At 58.6% G+C, this 24167-nt stretch carries 28 protein-coding genes, 2 tRNA genes and 1 pseudogene; 16 read left to right on the top strand and 15 right to left on the bottom strand.

Annotated features, from left to right (window positions below; all coding sequences use genetic code 11):
- Window positions 1–12 precede the first annotated feature (12 nt).
- From hisF to AF70_RS10660, 6 genes are all read right to left on the bottom strand, one after another.
- Window positions 13–783, bottom strand: coding sequence for an imidazole glycerol phosphate synthase subunit HisF (gene hisF / locus AF70_RS10685; protein ID WP_018929212.1), 771 nt, complete (start codon window positions 781–783; stop codon window positions 13–15).
- A 9-nt stretch (window positions 784–792) separates the two neighbouring features.
- Complete coding sequence (hisA, locus tag AF70_RS10680; protein ID WP_019581800.1) at window positions 793–1530, bottom strand: 1-(5-phosphoribosyl)-5-[(5-phosphoribosylamino)methylideneamino]imidazole-4-carboxamide isomerase; 738 nt, start codon at window positions 1528–1530, stop codon at window positions 793–795.
- Window positions 1531–1572: 42 nt separating this feature from the next.
- The gene (locus AF70_RS10675) at window positions 1573–1830 is read right to left on the bottom strand and encodes a DUF2164 domain-containing protein (RefSeq protein WP_018929213.1); all 258 of its coding nucleotides are present in this window, start codon (window positions 1828–1830) and stop codon (window positions 1573–1575) included.
- Window positions 1831–2469: an imidazole glycerol phosphate synthase subunit HisH gene (gene hisH, locus AF70_RS10670; protein WP_018929214.1), complete on the bottom strand. Its 639-nt coding sequence runs from the start codon at window positions 2467–2469 to the stop codon at window positions 1831–1833.
- Window positions 2469–3062: an imidazoleglycerol-phosphate dehydratase HisB gene (gene hisB / locus AF70_RS10665; protein ID WP_007939452.1), complete on the bottom strand. Its 594-nt coding sequence runs from the start codon at window positions 3060–3062 to the stop codon at window positions 2469–2471. The genes hisH and hisB overlap by 1 nt, the downstream gene beginning before the upstream one ends.
- A 204-nt stretch (window positions 3063–3266) precedes the next feature.
- The gene (locus AF70_RS10660) at window positions 3267–4928 is read right to left on the bottom strand and encodes an OFA family MFS transporter (protein WP_018929215.1); all 1662 of its coding nucleotides are present in this window, start codon (window positions 4926–4928) and stop codon (window positions 3267–3269) included.
- Between the two features lie 264 nt (window positions 4929–5192).
- Here AF70_RS10660 and AF70_RS10655 point away from each other — a divergent pair, with 264 nt between their 5' ends.
- From AF70_RS10655 to AF70_RS10635, 5 genes are all read left to right on the top strand, one after another.
- Window positions 5193–5597, top strand: a complete 405-nt coding sequence (locus AF70_RS10655) for an acetyl-CoA sensor PanZ family protein (RefSeq protein ID WP_019581799.1) — start codon at window positions 5193–5195, stop codon at window positions 5595–5597.
- A gap of 77 nt (window positions 5598–5674) precedes the next feature.
- Window positions 5675–7909, top strand: coding sequence for an AsmA family protein (locus AF70_RS10650; RefSeq protein ID WP_028939596.1), 2235 nt, complete (start codon window positions 5675–5677; stop codon window positions 7907–7909).
- Window positions 7906–8973 carry an A/G-specific adenine glycosylase gene (mutY, locus tag AF70_RS10645; RefSeq protein WP_019581797.1) on the top strand — a complete coding sequence of 356 codons (1068 nt, stop codon included), beginning with the start codon at window positions 7906–7908 and terminating at the stop codon, window positions 8971–8973. Before AF70_RS10650 ends, mutY begins: the two co-directional genes overlap by 4 nt.
- A complete protein-coding gene (locus tag AF70_RS10640; RefSeq protein WP_019581796.1) occupies window positions 8970–9242 on the top strand; it encodes an oxidative damage protection protein in 273 nt (90 codons plus the stop codon). Before mutY ends, AF70_RS10640 begins: the two co-directional genes overlap by 4 nt.
- Before the next feature lie 103 nt (window positions 9243–9345).
- Window positions 9346–9421: transfer RNA gene (locus AF70_RS10635), tRNA-Phe, on the top strand.
- An 84-nt stretch (window positions 9422–9505) separates the two neighbouring features.
- Here AF70_RS10635 and AF70_RS10630 read toward each other — a convergent pair.
- Window positions 9506–9955, bottom strand: a complete 450-nt coding sequence (locus tag AF70_RS10630) for a hypothetical protein (RefSeq protein ID WP_019581795.1) — start codon at window positions 9953–9955, stop codon at window positions 9506–9508.
- A gap of 263 nt (window positions 9956–10218) precedes the next feature.
- On the opposite strand from AF70_RS10630, the gene AF70_RS10625 reads away from it, so the two are divergent.
- The 4 genes from AF70_RS10625 to AF70_RS10610 all read left to right on the top strand — a co-directional run bounded on the left by AF70_RS10625 (window position 10219) and on the right by AF70_RS10610 (window position 13232).
- A complete protein-coding gene (locus tag AF70_RS10625; protein ID WP_028939595.1) occupies window positions 10219–11274 on the top strand; it encodes a YhcG family protein in 1056 nt (351 codons plus the stop codon).
- Between the two features lie 69 nt (window positions 11275–11343).
- A complete protein-coding gene (locus tag AF70_RS10620; RefSeq protein WP_028939594.1) occupies window positions 11344–12318 on the top strand; it encodes an alpha/beta fold hydrolase in 975 nt (324 codons plus the stop codon).
- 38 nt (window positions 12319–12356) lie between these two features.
- Window positions 12357–12773: a hypothetical protein gene (locus AF70_RS10615; protein ID WP_028939593.1), complete on the top strand. Its 417-nt coding sequence runs from the start codon at window positions 12357–12359 to the stop codon at window positions 12771–12773.
- Window positions 12774–12779: 6 nt separating this feature from the next.
- Window positions 12780–13232: a hypothetical protein gene (locus AF70_RS10610; protein ID WP_019581791.1), complete on the top strand. Its 453-nt coding sequence runs from the start codon at window positions 12780–12782 to the stop codon at window positions 13230–13232.
- Between the two features lie 76 nt (window positions 13233–13308).
- Here AF70_RS10610 and gabP read toward each other — a convergent pair whose 3' ends face one another.
- Both gabP and AF70_RS10600 read right to left on the bottom strand, forming a co-directional pair.
- Window positions 13309–14700, bottom strand: a complete 1392-nt coding sequence (gene gabP / locus AF70_RS10605; RefSeq protein WP_019581790.1) for a GABA permease — start codon at window positions 14698–14700, stop codon at window positions 13309–13311.
- Between the two features lie 215 nt (window positions 14701–14915).
- Window positions 14916–15137 carry a hypothetical protein gene (locus tag AF70_RS10600; protein WP_155954631.1) on the bottom strand — a complete coding sequence of 74 codons (222 nt, stop codon included), beginning with the start codon at window positions 15135–15137 and terminating at the stop codon, window positions 14916–14918.
- 116 nt (window positions 15138–15253) lie between these two features.
- Between AF70_RS10600 and AF70_RS10595 the strand changes: the two genes are divergently transcribed.
- The 7 genes and pseudogenes from AF70_RS10595 to AF70_RS10565 all read left to right on the top strand — a co-directional run bounded on the left by AF70_RS10595 (window position 15254) and on the right by AF70_RS10565 (window position 20113).
- A complete protein-coding gene (locus AF70_RS10595) occupies window positions 15254–16027 on the top strand; it encodes an ABC transporter ATP-binding protein (RefSeq protein ID WP_019581789.1) in 774 nt (257 codons plus the stop codon).
- A 13-nt stretch (window positions 16028–16040) separates the two neighbouring features.
- Window positions 16041–16787, top strand: coding sequence for an ABC transporter substrate-binding protein (locus tag AF70_RS10590; protein WP_019581788.1), 747 nt, complete (start codon window positions 16041–16043; stop codon window positions 16785–16787).
- Between the two features lie 78 nt (window positions 16788–16865).
- The gene (locus tag AF70_RS10585; RefSeq protein ID WP_019651467.1) at window positions 16866–17561 is read left to right on the top strand and encodes an ABC transporter permease; all 696 of its coding nucleotides are present in this window, start codon (window positions 16866–16868) and stop codon (window positions 17559–17561) included.
- Window positions 17558–18247 carry an ABC transporter permease gene (locus AF70_RS10580; protein ID WP_007897471.1) on the top strand — a complete coding sequence of 230 codons (690 nt, stop codon included), beginning with the start codon at window positions 17558–17560 and terminating at the stop codon, window positions 18245–18247. Before AF70_RS10585 ends, AF70_RS10580 begins: the two co-directional genes overlap by 4 nt.
- The gene (locus AF70_RS10575) at window positions 18228–19457 is read left to right on the top strand and encodes a methyltransferase (RefSeq protein WP_028939592.1); all 1230 of its coding nucleotides are present in this window, start codon (window positions 18228–18230) and stop codon (window positions 19455–19457) included. Before AF70_RS10580 ends, AF70_RS10575 begins: the two co-directional genes overlap by 20 nt.
- 337 nt (window positions 19458–19794) lie before the next feature.
- Window positions 19795–19959, top strand: a pseudogene (locus AF70_RS29605) (FkbM family methyltransferase); the annotation flags it as partial.
- A gap of 78 nt (window positions 19960–20037) precedes the next feature.
- Window positions 20038–20113: transfer RNA gene (locus tag AF70_RS10565), tRNA-Thr, on the top strand.
- A gap of 138 nt (window positions 20114–20251) precedes the next feature.
- On the opposite strand, the gene AF70_RS10560 is transcribed toward AF70_RS10565, so the two are convergent.
- The 6 genes from AF70_RS10560 to AF70_RS10530 all read right to left on the bottom strand — a co-directional run bounded on the left by AF70_RS10560 (window position 20252) and on the right by AF70_RS10530 (window position 23841).
- Complete coding sequence (locus AF70_RS10560) at window positions 20252–21001, bottom strand: hydroxypyruvate isomerase family protein (protein ID WP_028939591.1); 750 nt, start codon at window positions 20999–21001, stop codon at window positions 20252–20254.
- A gap of 175 nt (window positions 21002–21176) precedes the next feature.
- A complete protein-coding gene (locus tag AF70_RS10550) occupies window positions 21177–21533 on the bottom strand; it encodes a hypothetical protein (RefSeq protein ID WP_231380648.1) in 357 nt (118 codons plus the stop codon).
- Window positions 21499–21897, bottom strand: a complete 399-nt coding sequence (locus tag AF70_RS10545) for a carboxymuconolactone decarboxylase family protein (protein WP_007939479.1) — start codon at window positions 21895–21897, stop codon at window positions 21499–21501. Before AF70_RS10545 ends, AF70_RS10550 begins: the two co-directional genes overlap by 35 nt.
- A gap of 315 nt (window positions 21898–22212) precedes the next feature.
- On the bottom strand, window positions 22213–22923 hold the full coding sequence (locus tag AF70_RS10540) for an SDR family NAD(P)-dependent oxidoreductase (RefSeq protein ID WP_018929278.1): 711 nt from the start codon (window positions 22921–22923) through the stop codon (window positions 22213–22215).
- A gap of 43 nt (window positions 22924–22966) precedes the next feature.
- On the bottom strand, window positions 22967–23623 hold the full coding sequence (locus AF70_RS10535) for a DsbA family oxidoreductase (RefSeq protein ID WP_028939590.1): 657 nt from the start codon (window positions 23621–23623) through the stop codon (window positions 22967–22969).
- A complete protein-coding gene (locus AF70_RS10530) occupies window positions 23620–23841 on the bottom strand; it encodes a 4-oxalocrotonate tautomerase family protein (RefSeq protein WP_007939483.1) in 222 nt (73 codons plus the stop codon). The genes AF70_RS10535 and AF70_RS10530 overlap by 4 nt, the downstream gene beginning before the upstream one ends.
- Window positions 23842–24167 lie beyond the last annotated feature (326 nt).

Here is a 24167-nt window from a genome sequence, read left to right as displayed (position 1 = left end):
GGCCGCGGGCCTTCATCGCATCACGATTCCGCGATGGGCCATGTAGGCCTTGGCTTCCTGAACGGTGTATTCGCCGAAGTGGAAAATACTCGCCGCCAATACCGCACTGGCGTGGCCTTCAAGAATACCGTCGGCCAAATGCTGCAAGTTGCCGACACCACCGGAGGCGATCACCGGAATCCCCAGCGCATCACTGATAGCGCGGGTGACACCCAGATCGAAGCCGTTTTTCATGCCGTCCTGGTCCATGCTGGTCAGCAGGATTTCGCCGGCACCGAGACCTTCCATTTTCTTCGCCCACTCAACGGCGTCGAGGCCGGTTGGCTTGCGACCACCGTGGGTGAAGATTTCCCAGCGCGGGGGTTCGCCCGGGCCGGAAACTTTCTTGGCGTCGATCGCGACGACAATGCACTGCGAACCGAAATGCTGCGCCGCTTCGCCGACGAATTCCGGGTTGAACACTGCAGCGGTGTTGATCGAGACCTTGTCCGCACCGGCGTTCAGCAGATTGCGAATGTCCTGCACGGTACGCACGCCACCGCCCACAGTCAGCGGGATAAACACCTGGCTGGCCATGCGCTCGACGGTGTGCAGCGTGGTGTCGCGACCGTCGACGCTGGCAGTGATGTCGAGAAAGGTAATCTCGTCGGCACCTTGCTCGTCGTAGCGACGGGCGATTTCCACCGGGTCGCCGGCATCGCGAATGTTCTCGAACTTGACGCCCTTGACCACCCGGCCGTTATCCACGTCCAGGCAAGGGATGATGCGTTTGGCCAGCGCCATGGTGAGTCCTCAGCCTTTGTACGAATCGCAGAAAGCTTGCGCTTCAGCAACATCGAGGGTGCCTTCGTAGATCGCCCGGCCGGTGATGGCGCCGATGATGCCTGGTGCCTTGGCGTCGAGCAGCGACTTGATGTCACCCAGATTGTGGATACCGCCGGATGCAATGACCGGGATCTTCGTCGCAGCAGCCAGAGCAGCGGTGTAAGAGACGTTGCAGCCCTGCATCATGCCGTCTTTGGCGATGTCGGTATAAACGATCGCGGACACGCCGTCGGCCTCGAATTGCTTGGCCAGGTCGATGACCTGCACGGTGCTGATTTCAGCCCAGCCGTCGGTGGCGACAAAACCGTCTTTGGCATCCAGGCCGACAATCACTTTGCCCGGGAACGCGCGGCAGGCTTCGGCGACGAAGGCCGGATCTTTCACGGCCTTGGTGCCGATGATCACGTAGCTCACACCCGCTTTCACGTAGTGTTCGATGGTTTCCAGGGAACGGATACCGCCGCCGATCTGAATCGGCAGGTTCGGGTAGCGCTTGGCGATGGCGGTGACCACTTCGCCGTTGACCGGCTGGCCTTCGAAGGCACCGTTCAGGTCGACCAGATGCAGACGACGGCAACCGCCCTCCACCCACTTGGCAGCCATGCTCACCGGGTCATCGGAGAACACTGTGGAATCTTCCATGCGGCCCTGGCGCAGACGAACACAGGCACCGTCTTTGAGATCGATAGCGGGAATAATCAGCATCTGGCAAACCTTCAAATTCGAGTGTTCAGCTTCGCTCGGAAATCAGTTTTTCTCGAGCGCCCACAGGTCGCTTTCGATGCTTTCGAACCTCTCTTTGAGGTGCGTCTGCACATCGAAAATCGCCCTGTTGTAATAGTGCGGAGCAATTTCGCGGGTAAACAGCTCAAGGATTTCAGCCGCTTCGAACGAACCCAGGTCCAGTTCGAAGCGGTCCTCCATGAAGCGCTTGATCTTGTGATTGGCCTCGCTCTCCTGCTCGGGAGTGAGGGTCAGGATCGGCGGCTTCTTCTTGGCAGCCATTTACCAGCGGCCATCCCACGCGGCGAAATTCTGCAGCAATTGCAGGCCATGGGTGTGGCTCTTCTCCGGGTGGAACTGCACGGCGAAACGCGAGCCATCGGCCAGCGCGGCGGCGAAATCGACCCCGTAATGACCGCTACCGACCACCTGCCGCGCATTGCCGGCAGCGATGTAGTAGCTGTGCACGAAGTAGAAGCGCGCCAGGTCCGGAATGTTGTGCCACAGCGGGTGAATCACCGTCTGCTTCACTTCGTTCCAGCCCATGTGCGGCACTTTCAAATGTTCGCCGTCTTCGTGCAGATCCTTGCCGAAGAACTTCACCTGGCCTGGAAACAGGCCGATGCAGTCGACGCCATCGTTCTCTTCGCTGCTGTCGAGCAAGGCTTGCATGCCCACGCAAATGCCAAGGAACGGACGGTCCTGGCTGACTTCACGTACCAGCGAATCGAAGCCCAGGCGACGGATCTCCGCCATGCAATCACGAATCGCACCAACGCCGGGGAATACCACCCGGTCGGCTTCGCGAATCACGTCGGCATCGCTGGTGATCAAGACCTTGCCGGCACCGACGTGCTCGAGGGCCTTGGCCACCGAGTGCAGGTTGCCCATGCCGTAATCGATAACCGCGACCGTCTGCATTACAGAACGCCTTTGGTCGAAGGCATTTGCCCGGCCATGCGGTCATCCAGCTCCACGGCCATGCGCAGCGCGCGGCCGAAAGCCTTGAACACGGTCTCGATCTGGTGGTGGGTGTTGTGCCCACGCAGATTGTCGATGTGCAGGGTGACGTTGGCGTGGTTGACGAAGCCCTGGAAAAACTCCTGGAACAGGTCAACGTCGAAGCCGCCGACGGTAGCGCGGGTATACGGAACATGCATCTGCAGGCCAGGACGGCCGGAGAAATCGATCACCACACGCGACAGCGCTTCATCGAGCGGCACGTAGGCGTGGCCGTAGCGACGGATGCCTTTCTTGTCGCCGATGGCTTTGGTGAAGGCCTGACCCAGGGTGATACCGACGTCTTCCACCGTATGGTGGTCGTCGATATGCAGGTCGCCCTTGCTGACAATATCCAGGTCGATCAGCCCGTGACGGGCGATCTGGTCCAGCATGTGCTCAAGAAAAGGCACACCGATATCAAATCGGGCCTTTCCGGTGCCATCCAGGTTGATCGAGGCTTTGATCTGGGTTTCCAGAGTGTCGCGCTCGACAGACGCCATACGTTCGGCCATCACCAGCTCCGCAAAAAATCATTGGGGCGAAAAAGGCAGCCATTATAGGGTCGCGGGCGCTAAACAGAAACACGGGAGGTGATATCACTGACGGAGTGAACCCCGTGTTGTCGGGGATAGACATGTCCGTACAAGCATCTCAGGACCACTGATCGCTCACACGCAGAGCGTGTGAGCGATCAGTTACAGGGGCGATGTGTTTACTTAGTGGAAGAGGACAGCCGTTTTCTGCAGGGTCACCCAAACACCCCACGCCAACGGAATCCCTACCACCAGCCACGCAGCCACCGCCAATGGTTTGGTGCCCGCATCCGCTTTCCACTCCAGCACGGTGCTGGCGTCAGCACCCTTGTCGTGGCCCAGCGCCTGTTCGGCGGCCAGTTCGGCGTCGGTCATGAAGTACTTGTCCGCCACCGGACGCACCAGCAGGTTGCAGATGAAACCCAGCACCAGCAGGCCCGCGAGGATGTACAAGGTGATGTCGTACGCCGCGGCACGTTCAACACCGATGCTCAGCTGATATTCACGCAGGTAGTTCACCAACACCGGCCCCAACACACCCGCCGCCGCCCAGGCTGTCAGCAGACGACCGTGGATCGCGCCGACCATTTGCGTACCGAACAGGTCCGCCAGATAGGCAGGAACAGTCGCAAAACCACCGCCGTACATCGACAGGATGATGCAGAACGCCGCCACGAACAGCGCAACGCTGCCCAAGTGACCGAGGTTCGGGATCAGCGCGTACAGGGCGAAACCCAGGGCGAAGAACACAAAATAGGTGTTTTTGCGACCCAGGTAGTCCGAGAACGAAGCCCAGAAAAACCGGCCACCGATGTTGAACAGGCTCAGCAGACCGGTGAAACCGGCAGCAATGGCGGCGATCGAGGCCAGTTGCGAAGCGTCCAGTTGACCGAACGTCAGGTCGTTGCCAAGCAATTTGCCGGCGAACACTTCCTGCAACAGCGGCGAAGCCATGCCGAGGATGCCGATACCCGCCGAAACGTTCAGGCACAGCACCAGCCATACCAGACGGAATTGCGGGGTTTTCCACGCCACATTCACGTGGACGTGCCGATGAGTGATCATCGCGTTCGAAGCTTTTTTCGCCGGAGCCGTCCAGCCTTCAGGCTTCCAGCCGGTTGGCGGAACGCGGTAGGACAGTGCGCCACCGATCATGAACACGAAGTAGATAGCGGCCATCACCAGGAAGCTCTGCCATACGCCCACACTGGTTGGCGAAGCAAAGTGGCCCATCAGGGCCGCAGCCAGTGGAGCACCGACCATCGCGCCACCACCGAAACCCATGATCGCCATGCCGGTCGCCATGCCGCGCTTGTCCGGGAACCACTTGATCAGGGTCGAGACCGGCGAGATGTAGCCCAGCCCCAGGCCGATACCGCCAATGACCCCGGAGCCGATCCACATCAGCCAGATCTGGTGGGTATAGACCCCCAACGCCGAAATCAGCAGACCGCCACACCAGCACAGTGCCGATACAACACCTGCCTTGCGTGGGCCTGCGTGTTCGAGCCAACCGCCCCAGATCGCTGCCGAGCAACCTAGGAAGATGAAGAACAGGGTGTAGATCCAGCCGAGCATCGAGATCGGCCAGTCGCATTGCGACGAAAAGACCTGAGCGATGAAGCTCATGTCCGGCGCACAAGCCACGGCTTTGGTGACGCCCAGGGCTTTGGACAGCGGCAGCCAGAACACCGAAAAGCCATAGGCCATGCCGATGCAGAGGTGGATGGCCAGAGCGGCCGGTGGTACAAGCCAACGGTTAAAACCGGGCTTGGCGATGATGCGTTCCTTGGACAGGAACGCGGGCCGGTCGGCAAAGCCGTCCGCCGTAATGCTCGTAGTCATGGTGTTTCCCCCAATTATTAGTAGGGTTCGCCAGCCGCTCCTCACCCCCAGCCTTTATGCACGCAGACATGACTGTTTTTAGGTGAAGCTTCATTTTAGTGCGACATCACGTCGCAGAAGGACGGACGAACGGGCAGAGGTTACCATTTGCACGTGACAGAAAAACCAAACTGACATCACGTTTTGTATGTCATCCGATCTCGTACCACTGGATGAACATTGTTTTCACGGGGAATGGCTCCGTTTAACTTCACAGGAATTTCCATGCCGATCATTGTCGAGCTGCTGAACCAGGTCACTTATCAGGATCAGCAAGATCTGCAGAAGATCTACCGCGATGCCCCGAGCTGGCTGTTTGCGCCGTTTACAGGGGATGCTGAGCTGATCGAAAGCTGCTTGCGGGACGGCTCGCTGGTCGCCGGACGCTTCAACGATCGGTTGCTGGGCGCAGCACGTCTGCAACGGCACCATGACACCTGGCATTTGTCCCATTTATGCGTACGAAAAATCACCCGCCGCCGTGGTGTTGCCGAGCGCCTGGTAAGCGAAGCGCAGAAAATGGCGGTGCAATCGGGCGCGACATTGCGCCTGCTCGCGCCCGCCGGGCACCTAGAAGCCCAGGCGCTGGCGGCTAAGCTGAAAGTGCCGCTGGATGCGCTCCCGACATGATCGCTGACCGGGCGGCCACTTCGGGGCGCTATACTCCCCGGCTAAATTTCGAATTCGACTAATACAAGGACTCGCCCATGAAAGCGTTCGGCAAAATCCTGGGTCTGGTACTTCTCGGGCTGTTGCTGATCATTGTGGCGCTGGGCTTTGCCCTGACCCACTTCTTCGATCCCAACGACTACAAAGACGAGATTCGCCAGATAGCCCGCGACAAGGCCCACATCGAGCTGACGCTCAATGGCGATATCGGCTGGAGCCTGTTCCCCTGGCTGGGCCTGGAATTGCACGAAGCCAGTGTGGCGACCCTGGCCAAGCCCACCGAGCCGTTTGCTGACCTGCAGATGCTCGGTCTGTCGGTCCGTGTGATTCCGCTGCTGCGCCGCGAAGTGCAGATGAGCGATGTGCGCGTCGAAGGCCTGAACCTGCGCCTGAACCGTGACAAGGACGGCCACGGCAACTGGGAAGACATCGGCAAGGTGCCGGCGCCTGCGGCTGCGACGACCTCGACCACAACGCCCGCCACTACCGGCGAACCCGCGCCAACGACCACCGCCCAGGCCGAAAAACCGGCTCAACCGGTCCGTCTGGACATCGACAGCCTGACCGTCAACAACGCCCGCGTTGAGTACAGCGATGAGAAAACCGGCAAGCAGTTCAGCGCCGAAAGCATCCAGCTGAGTACCGGCCCGGTTCATGACTCGACCAACATCCCGGTCAAACTCACGGCGTTCCTGGGTACCAACCAACCGGTTCTGCGGGTGCGGACCGAGCTGGCCGGCGAGCTGCGCTTCGAGCGAGCGCTGCAACGCTACAAGTTCGAAGACATGAAACTCTCCGGCGAAGTCGCTGGCGATCCGCTGCAAGGCAAGACCATGACCTTCGCCGCTCAAGGTCAGTTGCTACTGGACAAGGCCGCCAACGTCGCCGAATGGACTGGCATCAAGATCTCCGCCAACCAGTTGCGCGCCTTGGGTGAACTGAAAGCCAACGACCTCGACAAGACCCCGCAAATCAGCGGTGGCCTGTCGATTGCCCAATTCGATCTGGCGAAATTCGTCGACAGCATCGGCCAGAAACTCCCGGCGATGGCCGAAGGTAGCCTGAGCAAAGTTGAACTGGTCAGCCAGGTTGCCGGCACGCCGACCAGCCTGTCGCTCGATAACATCAACCTGAAACTCGACGACAGCAACTTCAGCGGCCGCATCGCCATTGAAGACTTCGCCAAGCAATCGCTGCGGGCAACCCTCAAGGCTGACACCTTCAACGTCGACCGTTACCTGCCGCCGAAATCCGCCGAAGCCAACAGCGCAACTCAGGTGCGCAAGGCCGAAGTGGCCAGCACCGAGGCCGATGCCCTGGCCGGCCCTGGCAGCACACCGCTGCCGCCATCACCAACCAAAGGCCCGTGGAGCAGCGACCGCCTGTTCCCGGTGGAGCGCCTGAGCAAACTCGACGTGGACGCCGACCTGACCTTCGGCCAACTGACCCTCGACAAACTGCCGATTCAGAACGCGGCGCTCAAGGCCAACGGCCAGGGCGGCTTGCTGACCCTGGAGAACCTGCGCGGCGATCTGTACGACGGTAACTTCGAAGCCAAGGGCACCCTGGATGTGCGCCAGCAAGTGCCGACACTGAACATGCAGACGCGCATCAACAACGTGCCGGTGGAGAAAATCCTCGAGGGCCAGGGGAAAAATCCACCGGTCAAAGGCCAGGTCACGCTCAACAGCACCCTGACTGGCAGTGGCAATAGCGAGAGCGCGCTGATCGACAGCCTCAACGGCAACGCCAGCTTCGTCATCAACAACGGCATGCTGCTCAATGCCAACCTTGAGCAACAACTGTGCAAAGGCATCGCCACCCTGAATCGCAAAACCCTCAGTGGCGAACCACGGGGCAAGGACACTCCCTTCGAGGAGCTCAAGGGCAACCTGACTTTGCGCAATGGCGTGGCCAATAACCCGGACCTGAAAGTGCGCGTCCCAGGCATGACCGTGAACGGTAACGGCGACATCGACCTGCGGGTGCTGGGCATGGATTACCGCCTGGGCATCATCGTCGAAGGCGACAAGAGCGACATGCCAGACCCGGCTTGTCAGGTCGGCGAGAAATTCGTCGGCATTGAATGGCCGCTGCGCTGCCGTGGCCCGCTGGAGTTGGGCGCCAAGGCTTGCCGCCTCGACAGCGAACGCATGAGCCAGGTCGCCAGCAAGCTGGCCGGCGAGCGCATCAGCGAAAAAATCGACGAGAAGCTTGGCGATAAAGTCAGCCCGGAACTGAAAAACGCGCTCAAGGGGCTGTTCAAGCGATGAGAGCCGAGCAGTTTTCAACGGCCGTGCTGGATTGGTACGACCGCCATGGCCGCCACGATTTGCCTTGGCAGCAGGGCATCACCCCTTACCGGGTGTGGGTCTCGGAAATCATGTTGCAGCAGACCCAGGTCAGCACGGTGCTGAACTACTTCGACCGGTTCATGGCCTCGCTGCCAACCGTCGAAGCCTTGGCCGCAGCACCGGAAGACGAAGTACTGCACCTGTGGACCGGCCTCGGTTACTACACCCGCGCGCGCAACCTGCAAAAGACCGCGAAGATTGTGGTCGCCGAATATGGCGGCGAGTTTCCCCGTGATGTGGAAAAACTCACCGAGCTGCCGGGTATCGGCCTGTCCACCGCCGGGGCGATTGCCAGCCTGAGCATGGGTATCCGCGCGCCGATCCTCGACGGCAACGTCAAACGGGTGCTGGCGCGTTTTACTGCGCAAGAGGGTTATCCGGGCGAGCCGAAGGTCGCCAAACAGCTGTGGGCGAACGCTGAGCGCTTCACGCCACATGATCGGGTCAACGCCTACACCCAGGCGATGATGGATCTGGGCGCCACGCTCTGCACCCGCAGCAAACCGAGCTGCCTGCTCTGCCCGCTGGAAAAGGGCTGCGAAGCACACATGCTCGGCCTGGAAACCCGCTACCCGATCCCCAAGCCACGCAAAGCCGTGCCACAGAAGCGCACGCTGATGCCGATGCTCGCCAACGGCGATGGCGCGATTCTGCTTTACCGACGCCCTTCCACGGGCCTGTGGGGCGGTCTCTGGAGCCTGCCGGAACTCGATGACCTCGACGACCTGCAACATCTGGCTTCGCAGCACTCGCTGGAACTGGGCAGCCAGCAGGCACTGCCGAGCCTGGTGCACACCTTCAGCCACTTTCAGTTATCCATCGAACCCTGGCTGGTGCAGGTCCAGGAGGCCGGTCATCACGTGGCCGAGGCCGACTGGCTCTGGTATAACCTCGCCACCCCGCCGCGCCTGGGCCTTGCCGCCCCGGTCAAAACCTTGCTCGAGCGCGCGGCCGCCGTATTGAACGCAGGAGAGTTGCAATGACCCGCACCGTGATGTGCCGCATGTACAAAGAAGAACTGCCAGGCCTTGAGCGCCCACCGTACCCGGGCGCCAAGGGTCAGGATATTTTTGAGCACATATCGCAAAAGGCCTGGGCCGACTGGCAGGACCACCAGACCAAGCTGATCAACGAAAAACGCCTGAACATGATGAACGCCGAAGACCGTAAATTTCTTCAGGGCGAGATGGACAAGTTCTTTTCCGGTGAGGAATACGCCAAGGTCGAAGGCTACGTTCCGCCTGCTCAATAATTGATCAAAATCCGGGGTCGGCACGTAAGCGACGGTAATAATTAAATATTTTTTGAAAACTTGCTTGACGACCCCCTGAAAAACCCGTTTAATGCGCCCCGTTGCCCAGATAGCTCAGTCGGTAGAGCAGGGGATTGAAAATCCCCGTGTCGGCGGTTCGATTCCGTCTCTGGGCACCAAATACCGAAAACCCTGAATCGCAAGATTCAGGGTTTTTTTATGCCTGCGATTTAATCGGACATCACGCAAGCCACCTCTCCTGACTAGTTTTGACCGCCCCAGTGGAAAACCAGATTGCGAGCGGCACCACTGCCCACATCCGCCGTATCACGCCGCACCTCACCTTTATGCGTGGCGATAACGGTGTACTTGCCGGCAGGCAGCTGAACGTAAACCAACGGTCCAGCCTCACTCAGTGTCAGCACGGTCTGCCCTGCGGCTTTCTGAATAACCAGATCCACATCGGGAACGTATTCGTCCTGAGGCCCGGTGGAGAATGTCATGTGCAGGTTGTAGCCCTTGGTTTGCTGAATGGCTTTAGCCTCGTCCTCTCCAATCCCCCCGGACAGGTAGGTAATCCCGTTTTGTTGTTGCTGCTGGACTTGCACGGCCGAGCTGTCAATTGGCTCAAGGCTGGCGGCGTTAAGCGCGACTGGCAACAGCAGTAGGCCGACAGCGGCGATGGGCAGCATGAATGAATGGACGTACTTCATGATGGCGACTCCCGGGTTACGTAGAACCCACTCGTTACTCCTTTTAGATTTATCGCCGAATACTCAAGTTTTAGAACGATTCGGAATTGAGCTCACTGCGAATCGGACTACACGATTTACTCCTCAAGTACGAGCTGTAGTCGGTGGTGTCCTGCAAGACGAATCCGGTATTTCCTTCCGATTTACCAGCAGCGCCCGGCATCCCCGACTATCACTCTCTTGCCATCCTCTTGCGCCTGTTCCCTCCAGCTGCGGAAGATGTCATGAGCCACCTCAAACCCGATAACACTCAAGATCCACAAATGGCTTCACTGCTCGGCAGTCTTGGCGAACTGATCCGTGAAGCGCGTCAAAAGGTGCTGAGAGCGGTCGATACCGTTCAGGTGCAAACCTGTTGGCAGATCGGCCGGCATATTGTGGAATTCGAACAGGAAGGCGCTCGGCGGGCGGCTTATGGCAAGCAGCTGCTGTCGACGCTGGCCAAAGTCCTGACTTCCGAGTTTGGAAAAGGTTTTGACGAACGCAATCTGCGATACATGCGGGACTTTTATCAGACCTTTCCAATTTGGAACGCAGTGCGTTCCGAATTGAGCTGGACCCACTACCGCAGGCTGCTGCGAGTCGACAACGACAACGCTCGCCACTGGTACATGAACGAATCAGCGCTCCAGAACTGGTCAAGTCGCGCCCTCGAGCGTCAGATCAACACCCTCTACTACGAGCGCCTGCTGGCGAGTCGCGACCGGTCTGCCGTCAAACAGGAAGCCGCCATCAACATCCAGCAAATGAACGCCAGCCCTCGGGATTTCATCCGGGACCCCGTGCTACTGGAGTTTCTCGGCCTGCCCAATGCGGGCCTGGTTCAGGAAAGCGAACTTGAACAAGCACTGATCGATCAACTTCAGGGTTTTCTGCTCGAACTGGGCAAAGGCTTCGCCTTCATCGCTCGCCAGCAACGCATCAGTACCGAGAGCAAAGACTTCTACATCGATCTGGTGTTCTACAACTACCTGCTCAAGTGCTTCGTCATCTTCGACCTCAAGCGTGGCGTACTGACCCACCAGGATGTCGGCCAGATGGACATGTACGTGCGCATGTACGACGACCTCAAGCGCGGACCGGAGGACCGCCCCACCGTCGGCCTCATTCTCTGCGCGCAAAAAGATGAATCGGTGGTGCGCTATTCAGTGCTGCAAGGCAATGAACAACTGTTCGCAAGTACCTACAGACTGGTGCTGCCGAGTGAGGAGGAACTTCGCACAGAACTGGATCGGGAATGGGCGGTGCTTGAGGAACGGTTACTCAAACGCCCCCGATAAGCGCGGGCAGATTGTTCATAAACGGCATGACGACTATGGTGAGTAACTCGTCGCAAAGGTTCAAAGCCGATGAACTTACAGGACATACCCTCACTGGCCCCGACTCAATTCGAGTTGCCGTTGCCCACCCGCACACCCGGCGAATCCTTCAAGGAACCCGCCGCCGATGGCTTCCTCCTTGGCGGCTTCACCTGGCGGCACACCCATCAAGACCCAACTCGCCCGGTGGTGATCATCAACGCCGCCACCTCTGTCCGTTGCCGGCACTATTCGCGCTTCGCCGATTACCTGTTCGCCAACGGCTTTGACGTGATCACTTATGACTACCGTGGCATCGGCGAGTCGCGTCCCGCATCGCTGAAAGGGCTTGAGGCCACATGGTCCGACTGGGGCGCGCTGGATTTCGAGGCGATGCTGCAAAGAGCGCAACGCGTATTTGCGGGACAACCCATCAATGTCGTCGGCCACAGCTTCGGCGGCTGTGCTGCGGGGCTGGGGGCCTCCGGGCATTTGATCCGACGCCTGGTGACAGTGGGCGCGCAGTTCGCTTACTGGCGCGACTACGCCCCCGCTCATCGCTGGCGGATGTTCGCCAAGTGGCACGTGGTGATGCCGTTGATGACGACGCTTTGCGGCTACTTCCCCGGCAAACGCCTGGGTTGGCTCGAAGACACCCCCGCCGGCGTGGTTCGCGACTGGAGCACGCCCAGCGACCGATATGAGAAACGCCCCAGCGGTCGTCTCATCCACGCCAGAACCGGTCGACTCCCCTTCGCCAACGTCAGCGCACAAACCCTGGCCATCAGCCTCAGCGACGATCCCTACGGCACGATTCCAGCCATAGAACGCCTGCTTGGCTACCTCACCGGCAGTACAAATACCCACCTGAGAATCACACCTGAGGACATCGGCGAAGAAGAAGTCGGACATTTCGCCTTTTTTCGCAGCGCATACCAAGCCACACTATGGCCCATTGCATTGTCCTGGCTGCAGACCGGCGAGTTGGCCCCCGATACACCCGGGCGGCGAATGCCACGCAACTGATTTGATGCGCCCTCTCAACGAATTACGGAACGACGCCCATGGCCTCCGCCAACAAGCAGAACAAACGCGCCTCCCGCGCCAAAGCCAAGGCCAAGCAGAACCGCACCCAGCGGGCCGCCGCGCCGGTCGAGCTGGACCCGAACGACGATCGCATCGACTTCGAATCGGTGGACCTGACCGAACTGTTCAAAAAAATGATCGACGCCGAAAAGTCCAGCCAGCAGGCAATGTGCACAGCCTTCCTTGAAGACCCACTGCTGGAGCTGGTGTACGAACAGGAAGGCGAAGAAGGCGCGATGGACTTCATCCTCGCAGCGCTGATCGAGTACCGCCAATGGTCCACCGAGACCGACGAAGCCGGCGCCCTGGCGTGGATCGAATCGCCGGCCTTCCAGGCTGATTACGTGGCGGCGTCCAACGCCATCGCGGCCCAAACCCAACAGAAAACCCACTGAGTTCCCATGGCATCCCTGAACAAGCAACAGAAACGCGCCAAACGCGCAAAGGCCAAAGCCAAACAGATCCGCATGGTCGGCAGAAAGCCTGCCGATCTGAACGATGACCTGGGTGAGATCGGGGAGCCGATCCCGGAATACACCCTGGCGATGTTCAGCAAAATGCGTGACGCCGAAGCCACCAGCCGCAACGACATGCTGCTGACCCTGCTGTCGAACCTCGCCGGGATCATCAGCGACCATCCAGAACTGCTGGACATGGAAAACGCCGACAACGAAGCCATGGCCGCCACGCACCTGGCCGCCGACATGCTGATCGACTACCGCATGTGGGCCGACGGCATGGACCGCGATACCGCTCAGGCCTGGCTGACCGATCCACAATTCATCACTGACTTTGGCGATGCGCTGGACAGCTATCGTCAGTCGCTGGATGCGCAGGAAGAAAAGAGCGAGTAAACACGCCTTCTCTTCAGAACTAAAAACGGCCGCGTGTCATCACTGACAGCGGCCGTTTTGCGTTACGCGGTACGGATCAGCTCAGCACCACCGCGCCCAGTTTCTGCAGCTTGCGACGACGCGCCACAATCAAACCGGCAGCCACCACCAACACACTCAACAGACCCGTCGCGAGGATCTCCACGCGATGCGCTTCCTGGAACAGCATGATGGTCAGGGCGGCGATGATGAATACGATCACCGCGTAGGTCAGACCCGGGAACAACCACATGCTGAAGGCGATTTTTTCACCGCGAGCCATGCGCTGTTTGCGCATACGCAGTTGCGAAAACGCGATCACCAGGTACACCAGCAACGCGATGGCGCCAGAGCTGGCCAGCAGGAATTCGAACACGGCAGCCGGGGCCACGTAGTTGGCGAAGACTGCGAGAAATGCCGCAGCGGTCGACAACATCACGGCCCAATAAGGCGTGCCGCTGTTGTTGGTGCGCTGGGAAATGGCCGGCGCGTCGCCGCGTTTACCCAACGAGAACATCATCCGCGAAGCGGTGTAGAGCGCGGAGTTCAGGCAGCTGGTGACCGCAACCAGAACCACGATATCAACGATCAGCTTGGCATTCGGGATCCCCATGCGCTCCAGCACGGTCTGGTAAGAACCAACACTGGCCAGAATCGGGTCGTTCCATGGCACCAAGGCCACAACGATGAAGATGGAGACGAGGTAGAACAAGCCAATCCGCCAGATGACCGAGTTGGTCGCCTTGGAAATCTGCTGGCCAGGGTTCTTCGATTCCGCGGCCGCGATGGTCACGATCTCAGTACCCATGAAGGAAAACATGGTGGTCAGAATCGCGCCGAGCACCGCGCCCATGCCGTTTGGCAGGAAGCCTTGAGTGTCAAACAGGTGCGACACGCCGCTGACCTGGCTGGTGGGCAGGAGGCCGAAGATCGCCAGAATGCCCAGACCGATAAAGCCAATGATCGCCACGACTTTGACCAGGGCGAACCAGAACTCGAACTCGCCGTAGTTCTTCACGCTGAACAGGTTAGTCACCGTCAGCAGTAACGTGATGACCAAGGTGAAGGCCCAGATCGCCACGTTCGGGAACCAGGCATGCAGAATGGTCGCCGCAGCGTTAGCTTCCAGCGGGATGACCAAAACCCAGAACCACCAGTAGAGCCAGCCGATGGTGAAACCGGCCCAGTGACCGATCGCACGATCGGCATACGTCGAGAAGGAGCCTGTATCTGGCGATGCAACGGCCATCTCGCCGAGCATGCGCATGACCAGAACCACCAGCGCACCGGCGGCAGCGTAGGCCAACAGCACGGCCGGGCCTGCAGCGGCGATGGCGTGGCCGGAGCCGACGAACAGCCCGGCGCCGATAACACCGGCGATCGACAGCATGGTCACATGACGCGGTTTAAGCCCCTGTTCGAGGCCATTGGAGCTTTGCGTACTGCTCATTGAAACTACCTTTGCCTGGAAATCGATTCAGTCCACCCTGCCTGAAAATCCCTTGTCGTAAAAAGAATCCAACAGAGTGTTCCTTATTCTGCACGCAATAATTGCGCCAAAATGTTTCACGCCCCCGGTATACGCGGCCTGTGCGCCGATGGAGTGCTTATCGCAAGTCATTGAGATTAATGGCATTTAGCCAGAGCGTTACCTTGCCACCCACTTCAGGAACGAATCCATGCACCGGAAACACACCCAAAAAGGCAGGCGCGCACAATAAAAGTGCAGATCAGGAACGTTTGGCCGGTTAGCGCTTCCAACACCCCGCCAAAGCTGGCAACATCGCGCCTTTTTTTACGGGACAGCCGCACCCCATCGGGTTCAAACGGCTGTTCGGTTGATAGCAGCGCGACAGTCTGCTGTACCGATGCGACAACCTGCCACATGCCATCCGTTTACCGTCCCGAGCGCTGTTGGCTGCCATTCGAACGCTATGCTAGCTTGGCCGCCTCGCCAGGAAGGCGACCAACAGCAGGAGCGCAACACACTATGAGGAACGCACATGGCTGAGGCCACGCCCGCGCTTGAAATCCGCAACTTGCACAAACGCTACGGACAGCTTGAGGTGCTCAAAGGCATCTCGCTGACCGCCCGCGACGGCGACGTGATCTCGATCCTGGGCTCCTCCGGTTCCGGCAAGTCCACGTTCCTGCGTTGCATCAACCTGCTGGAAAACCCGCACCAGGGCCAGATCCTGGTGGCCGGCGAAGAACTCAAGCTCAAGTCCGCCAAGAACGGCGAACTGGTCGCTGCAGACGGCAAACAGATCAATCGCCTGCGCAGCGAGATCGGTTTTGTATTTCAAAACTTTAATCTCTGGCCGCACATGACCGTGCTCGACAACATCATCGAGGCCCCGCGCCGCGTACTCGGTCAGAGCAAGGCCGAGGCCATCGAAGTCGCCGAAGCCCTGCTGGCCAAGGTCGGCATCGCTGACAAGCGCCACGCCTACCCCGCACAACTCTCCGGCGGCCAGCAGCAACGCGCAGCCATCGCCCGCACTTTGGCGATGCAACCCAAGGTGATCCTGTTCGACGAACCCACCTCCGCCCTTGACCCGGAAATGGTCCAGGAAGTACTTAATGTCATCCGCGCGCTGGCCGAAGAAGGCCGCACCATGCTGCTCGTGACCCATGAAATGGGCTTCGCCCGTCAGGTTTCCAGCGAAGTGGTGTTCCTCCACCAGGGCTTGGTAGAAGAACAAGGATCGCCGCAGCAGGTGTTCGATAACCCGCTTTCGGCGCGCTGCAAACAATTCATGTCCAGCAACCGCTAACGGAGCTACCCGCATGCAGAACTACAAAAAAATCTTCCTGGCTGCGGCCGTCACCCTGGCCTTCAGCGCCGGTGCCGCCGCCGAGACCTTGAAGATGGGCATCGAAGCGGCCTACCCGCCGTTCAACAATAAAGATGCCAGTGGCAATGTCGTCGGCTTCGACAAAGACATCGGCGACGCCTTGTGCGCCAAGATGAAAGTCGAGTGCACCGTGGTCACCTCCGATTGGGACGGCATCATCCCGGCCCTGAACGCGAAGAAGTTCGACTTCCTGATCTCCTCTATGTCGATCACCGATGAGCGCAAGCAAGCGGTGGACTTCACCGCACCGTACTACTCCAACAAACTGCAGTTCATTGCCAAAAAAGACGTCGACTTCAAGACCGACAAGGCTTCGCTGCAAGGCAAGGTGATCGGCGCCCAACGCGCGACCCTGGCCGGCACCTGGCTGGAAGACAACATGGAAGGCGTCGAAGTCAAACTCTACGACACCCAGGAAAACGCTTACCTGGACCTGACTTCCGGTCGTCTGGACGGCATCCTGGCCGACAAGTACGTCAACTATGAATGGCTGAAAAGCGACGCAGGCCGCGCTTACGAATTCAAGGGCGACCCGGTAGAAGAAAGCGACAAGATCGGTATCGCCGTTCGCAAGAACGACCCGATCCGCGAAAAGCTGAACGCTGCGCTGAAAGAAATCGTCGCTGACGGCACCTACAAAAAGATCAACGACAAGTACTTCCCGTTCAGCATCTATTGATTCTGACCTGCCTGACCGGCGCCGCTCGCTGACGGCGCCAGTCCTTGGCATTGCCTGCCGCGATTTGAAAAGAAATCCATGATTATCGACCTCTACGGATTCGGCCCGGCGCTCGCCGCTGGCGCGCTGATGACTGTGAAACTGGCACTCTCGGCCTTGTGCCTGGGGCTGGTGCTCGGTCTGCTCGGCGCCTTGGCCAAGACTTCCCCGTACAAGCCGTTGCAATGGCTTGGCGGCACTTATTCAACGCTGGTTCGCGGCATCCCGGAATTGCTCTGGGTGCTGTTGATCTACTTCGGCACAGTCAACCTGATGCGTGCGCTGGGTGAGTTCTTCGGCAACCCCGAGCTCGAACTCAACGCCTTTGCCGCCGGCGTGATTGCGCTGGGGCTGTGTTTCGGCGCCTATGCCACGGAAGTGTTTCGCGGGGCGATTCTGGCGATTCCCAAAGGTCACCGTGAAGCCGGTGTGGCCCTGGGCCTGTCGAAATTCCGCATCTTCACCAAGTTGATCATGCCGCAGATGTGGCGCATCGCCCTGCCGGGCCTGGGCAATCTGTTCATGATTCTGATGAAAGACACTGCGCTGGTATCGGTCATCGGCCTTGAAGAAATCATGCGTCACGCGCAAATCGGCGTGACCGTATCCAAGCAACCGTTCACCTTCTATATGGTGGCTGCCTTCATGTACCTGAGCCTGACCATTCTGGCCATGACCGGCATGCACTTTATGGAACGACGTGCCGCTCGCGGCTTCGCGAGGAGCACCCAATGAATTGGGAAGTCATCATCAAGTGGCTGCCAAAACTGGCTCAGGGCGCGACGCTGACCCTGGAACTGGTGGCCATCGCCGTGATTGCCGGGTTGCTACTGGCAATTCCACTGGGCATCGCTCGCTCATCGCGACTCTGGTATGTGCGGGCATTCCCCTACGGCTACATCTTCTTTTTCCGTGGCACGCCGTTGCTGGTTCAGCTGTTCCTGGTCTACTACGGCCTGGCGCAGTTCGATGCGGTGCGTAACAGCTCGATGTGGCCGTACCTGCGCGATCCGTTCTGGTGCGCCACCGCGACCATGACCTTGCACACCGCGGCCTACATCGCCGAGATCCTGCGTGGCGCGATCCAGGCGATTCCACCGGGCGAGATCGAAGCGGCGCGGGCGCTGGGCATGTCCCGGGCCAAGGCGTTGTTCTACATCATGCTGCCACGTGCTGCGCGTATCGGCCTGCCGGCGTACAGCAACGAAGTGATCCTGATGCTCAAGGCCAGTGCCCTGGCCAGTACCGTGACCCTGCTGGAGCTGACCGGCATGGCCCGCACCATCATTGCTCGCACCTACCTGCCGGTGGAGATCTTCTTCGCCGCAGGCATGTTCTATCTGCTGATGGCTTACGTGCTGGTGCGCGGCTTCAAGCTGCTGGAGCGCTGGTTGCGCGTCGATGCCTGCCAAGGGCGTTGATGCCAGCGTGCTGACGGGCGAGACCCTGCTCGCCCGCTTCGCTGCGCTGGATGCTTTTCTGATCGAGCATCAGGCGCTGTGGAAGCCCCGACCGTTTACCCATCTGCAACTACCCTGGGAAGCGTCCTACCCGGAACTGGCGTTGTGGCTACGCGGGCGGTCGCTGGAAGATGCGGAAAACAGTCATAACCAGCCTGGCTGGCTCGATGCACCGGAGCCGTTTACTTCATTGGCAGCGATGTCTCTTGAGCTGAGTGCGGTAGGTGAATTGCCGGCTCGTGCACTCGAAGCGGCGGGCCATCGGCTGAATGTCGATGTACCGGGGCGCAAGCGGCAGCAGATTGAAGCGTTCGCCGGCTGCTTGCAGTTTGCCCGTGCACCGACGCATTGGCTGGACTGGTGTTCGGGCAAGGGCCATTTGGGGCGACGCCTGCTGCAAACCGGTCAACAACTGACCTGCCTGGAATACGACCCGGCACTGGTCGCCAGCGGCGAGGCACTCAGCCAGCGCCATCAAATGCATGCGCTGCATGTCGAACAGGATGTACTCGCGCCTGGCGCAGCCTCTTTATTGAATGCCGATCACACACCCGTAGCACTACACGCCTGCGGGGATCTACATGTGCGACTGATCCAGCTCGCCAGCGCCGCCGGTTGCAAACAACTGGCCATCGCACCGTGCTGCTACAACCGGATCAGTCTGAACACCTATCGGCCACTTTCCTGCGTGGCTGAGCGCTCCGACCTACACCTTTCCCTCGATGATCTTGCGCTGCCGATGAGCGAAACCGTCACCGCCGGCGCACGCGTCCGACGCCAGCGCGACACCTCCATGGCCCGGCGCCTGGGGTTCGACCTGCTGCAACGGCAACTTCGCGGTGTCGACGACTACCTGCCCACCCCTTCCCTGCCCAGCGCCTGGCTGGACAAACCCTTCTCCGATTACTGCCGCGATCTGGCCGCACTCAAAGACTTATCCACAGTCCGCACGCCAGATTGGGCCGCACTGGAAGCCGCCGGTTGGCAGCGACTGGCCGAAGTGCGCAACCTGGAGCTGCTGCGAGGCCTTTTCCGACGGCCTCTGGAGCTGTGGCTGGTACTCGATCGGGCACTCTTTCTCATTGAGCAGGGTTATGTCGTTCGTCTCGGCACCTTCTGCGAATCCCCACTCACACCGCGCAATTTCCTGCTTCTGGCAGAGCGCCCTTAAACAGTCGCAACCTGTGGATAACTCTGTTGATGGAATTATCGTGGATCCAATATCCACGCTGTTTTACGCCTAAAACACAACTGGTCATTTTTTGTTCACAAAAATAAAAAACCCGTAAAACAGGTATTTGCGGACAAATGAGAACGAGTCCACAAAAGCGCAATGATCAAGCAGATTCCGCCAGCCCGTTGTGCATAAGCATTAAATCAAAACGACATAACCGCCGAATTCCGGACATCACGGGCGGAAAATTGCGCCTTGTAATCCCCCTTGCTATACACGCATACGAAGGCGCCGACAGTGCGGCCATGAACAAGAAAAATCTTCGACCGTGACGTTCTGCAGAGGCCATCAATTCAGCCACCCCGTCACCAACACCGAAAACCACCTCGCCGCCGCCCTGCAACGCGCTGAACACGCCGAAGTGCAACTGCGGGCTATGCAAAACAGCCGAGCCCGGCGCACCCTGCAGAAACTCAAGAAAGTACTGCATCGCGCCTGACCGAAAGCCTGCACAAAAATAGTCTGAATTCAGGGGTTTACAGAACCAACCCAATCGCTATAATCGTCGCCCTGACACGCCGGTATAGCTCAGATGGTAGAGCAACTGACTTGTAATCAGTAGGTCCCGGGTTCGATTCCTGGTGCCGGCACCATACAAAACGAAGCCCTCGCAGAAATGCGAGGGCTTTGTTGTTTCTGGCATCTATAAAAACTGCCCTTGTAGATACCGTCTTAACCTCCCCTGCGCCAAATCTACTTGCACACCGCCCCATCACAATTTCACTTCAGCGCTAAGCACTTAACTGCCTAATCCAGTCAAGACTCGCCACGGTAGAACCGGAAGGACGGTATTCACACCCGATCCATCCTGTGTAGCCACGCTGCTCCAGCGTCGCGAACAAAGCTGCAAAGTCGATGCTCCCCGTTCCCGGCTCGTGGCGCCCCGGGCAGTCGGCAATTTGCACATGAACTGTTCTGTCGTAAAACCGAGCCAGAACATCTGCTGCGTCTCCGGTCAGAAGCTGGGCATGGTAAAGATCGAGGATCAGCCCGACACTCGGGAAGGTTTCCAGCACTTGTTGCGCCTTGCTGAAGTCAGACATGTAATAGCCCGGCATCTCCTGCGCACAGATTACTTCGATAAGCGGCCGCAAACCCTGATCCTCGAAGTACTTGACGGCATACTCCAGGTTGCTCCCGAAGACACGCCCTGCGTCATCCAGCGTCGTAACACCAGACATAATATGGACATCCGAACATGCCAGCGCCTTTGCATAGCTGGCGGCCCGGAGCAAACCGTTGCGAAACTCTTCCTCCTTGCCCTGCAAGGCAGCGATGCCTTTGGTAACGCCAGCCGGTGCAGCGAATTGAATCAATGGCAGACTGTATTGAGCCAGATGGTCGGCCAAGAGACTCGCGTCGAACTCATAGGGTGATGGGAACTCCACCGCCCGAAAACCAGCTGCGGCGGCTGCTTCGATGCGTTGCAGAAAAGGCAATTCATTGAATTGGAAGCCGAGATGAGCATTGAACTTGAGCATTGGGTAAATATCCATCCTGGGAAGAAAATCATCAGCCTGGAGCATCCTTCGCAACTCCAGCACCGCACTATAGGTTTACGTTGTCAGCAAGCTCAAATCGTGCGGGACTTTTTTGCTCAAACCAGGGATACGACGATTTCCATTTGGGAAAATAACGTTGCCCCTTTTCCACTTCTCAGAGGTCATTGTCCCCAGATACCGCTCCTGGCTGGGGCTCTTTGCCAATAAAAGGGGCGGTTTCCACTTCCAGCATCAGCAACACCATTTCCGTCAACTCGGCGTCGGACTTCTGTCCCGCATAGAGGTCATGGAGTGCTTTGGCGAAGGGGATGCGCAGGTCCTGGTTTTCTTCGCGGGCGGTATCGCTGGATTGCATGAGTTCGCTGATGGCTCGCAGCACAGCCGCTTGCCACCGAGCGGTGGTCCTGGGACCACCGCTGGTGATTGCAATCAACTTATCCTTCGTCAGCTGGCGAAGGGCAGGTTCTCGCAACGGCTTATGCGGCTTTGGGTTGCGAGTGATCTTTGACATACCGGACGATACTCAGCGTTTCCTGCCGGAACTGCTCGTAGTCGATCTGCTGGGCGTTAATAAAGGTGCTGCCCATCATGGTCAGCGAGCCCATAAAGCTGGCTTCGGAAATTTCCTCGTCGCTCGCGCCAAACAGGCGCGCGGCTTCGGTATGGAACAGAGCGCAATACTTGCAACGGGTCGCCCCGGATACCGCCAGACCTATCAACTCCTTGTACTTATTAGGAATCTTGGTATCTGCCAGCCAGAAATCCCGGGCTACGCCCCAGAATCCGATCGCGCCGCCTTCCGGCATCTGCTTGATCCACTCCGGTACCAGACCCAGGGTCTGTTCAATTTCCTGATAGGTATCACGAATGGCCATTTGACACCTCCTTATCTCTGTAGAGACATCTTCTATAGAGATATAACTAGTTTAGTTCCCTGGCGGCCATGCCAGAGCCCGCTGCAGCACGACTTCAGCAAATGAACTCTTAACCATCGTAGAAACAACAGGATGGATTTAGACTTTTCGGGCGCAATGACGCACCGCTCAGTACCTGGAGTTATCAGACTTGGCGGGTTGGCTAAGAGACGATCTTCGGATGATGCACGTGCTGGTAAAGCGTGCACCATACAAAACAAAGCCCTCGCAAAAACGCGAGGGCTTTGTTGTTTCTGAAGTTTGAAAAAACAGGTCTTAGTGACCCGCACTCTGCCCGCCATCAACATGCAGGATTTCCCCGGTGACAAAGTTGGCGCTGTCCAGATACACCACAGCCTGAGCAATATCGCTGATCTCGCCCATGTGCCCAACCGGATGCAAACTCCCCAGCGCTTCATGGGTTTCCTCTCCGTGCATCGGCGTTTTGATGATGCCGGGGCTAACCGCATTCACTCGAATCCCGCGCTTGGCGTACTCGATGGCCAGGGATTTGGTCGCCGCGTTCAAGCCACCTTTGGTCAACGAAGCCAGTACCGATGGCACACCGTCAATGGCGTGGTCCACCAGGCTGGTGGTGATGTTGACGACGTGGCCTTTGCCCTGCTTTTCCATCTCGGTGATCGCGAGTTGGGTGATGTAGAAGAAACCATTCAGGTTCACCGACAGCACCGCGGCATAGTCTTCAGGGGTGTAAGCAGTGAACGGTTTGGCGACGAAGATCCCGGCGTTGTTGACCAGGGTGTCGATGCGGCCAAAACGTGCGATCGCCTCACGAATGACTTGCCGAGCGACTGCCGGGTCGCCGATGTCGCCGGCCACAGTGAGGATGTCCGGGTCGGTGGACGGTTTGATCGAACGCGAAGTGGCGACAACCTTGTAGTCGAGATCACGGAAAGCCTTGACCATGCCTGCACCGAGACCTTGGGATGCGCCAGTAATAACGATGACTTTTTTCGAATTGCTCATGATGAACCTCTACTCATAAATGATGGTTTGAAAAAGTGATTAATCAGGCTTCAACAGGCGCCTGCGCCATTTGTCTCAACATCTGTTCGTAGTACTCGACCGATTGCGAACCGGACACCAGGTGACGACCGTTCAGCACCATGGCCGGAACCGAATTAATCCCGCGCTCGCGGTAAAACACTTCAAGCTCACGCACTTCCTGGGCAAACGCTCCGGATACCAACACCTCACGCGCGCTCGCCGCATCCAGCCCCACTTGCGCTGCCAGTCGAACCAGCGTTTCGCGATCGTTCGGGTTCTGGCCGTCGGTGAAATAAGCACGTAGCAAGGCTTTCTTGAGTGCGACCTGACGCCCTTCCTGCAACGCCCACAACAGCAACCGGTGAGCATCAAAGGTGTTGTAGAAGTGGCTGCGTTTATCCAGATCGAACTTGAAACCGATGGCCTCGCCTCGAGCGATTTGCATCACTTTGCCGGCGGCAACATCCTCGGCGCTGCGCCCGTATTTGCGCATCAAGTGCGCAACTGCGTTCTCGCCCTCCGCCGGCATGTCCGGGTTCAACTCGAAAGGCTTGAAGGTCAGCTCGACCGTGACTTCACCCGCCACGTTCTCGATCGCTTGCTCCAGCGCCGTCGCACCTAGGGCGCACCACGGGCACACCACATCGGAAACGAAATCGATGGTGACGGAGGCGGTCATGACTGCCCCTCCGCCTCAGCCAGTTGCTTGCGGTACTGGGTGGTGGTGATACCGGCATAGCCCCAGTTATCGGTGTCGACTTCCTCGATCACGATGTGGGTCAGGTCCGGGCGTTTGTTGAGGACGCGTTCCAGGGTTTCAGTGATTTCGGCGATCACCTGAGCTTTCTGCTCTGAGGTAACACCATCGCGGGTAATGCGTACGCTGACAAAAGGCATGATGAGTCTCCAGTGACCTGCCCTTCGGGATGAATGGGTAGGTGGGTGGAGCTCAATGTAAGAGGTTGGTTTGGGGGGATAAAGGTGGGGGTAGGAACATCATTAGTTACGCGGTGTAATGAACTGTAGTGGTCTAATGAAACCGGACACCCATTTAGGTGAGAATGCTCGCCAGATCGTGTCGTCAGTGTAGACATGAGGCATTAACGTGTCGCAGTTTTTCACTTTTTGCGACACGTTTTTGGAACATGTCGCCGCGGACGACATATTGGCCACACGTGTTACCCAAATCGAGTTTTGGCGACACGAGCTCATCCAAGGCATGG

It is taken from the genome of Pseudomonas sp. KD5 (genome assembly GCF_012932895.1).
In the GTDB taxonomy this organism is placed as follows: domain Bacteria; phylum Pseudomonadota; class Gammaproteobacteria; order Pseudomonadales; family Pseudomonadaceae; genus Aquipseudomonas.
This window is presented reverse-complemented; position numbering and strand designations above follow the sequence as displayed.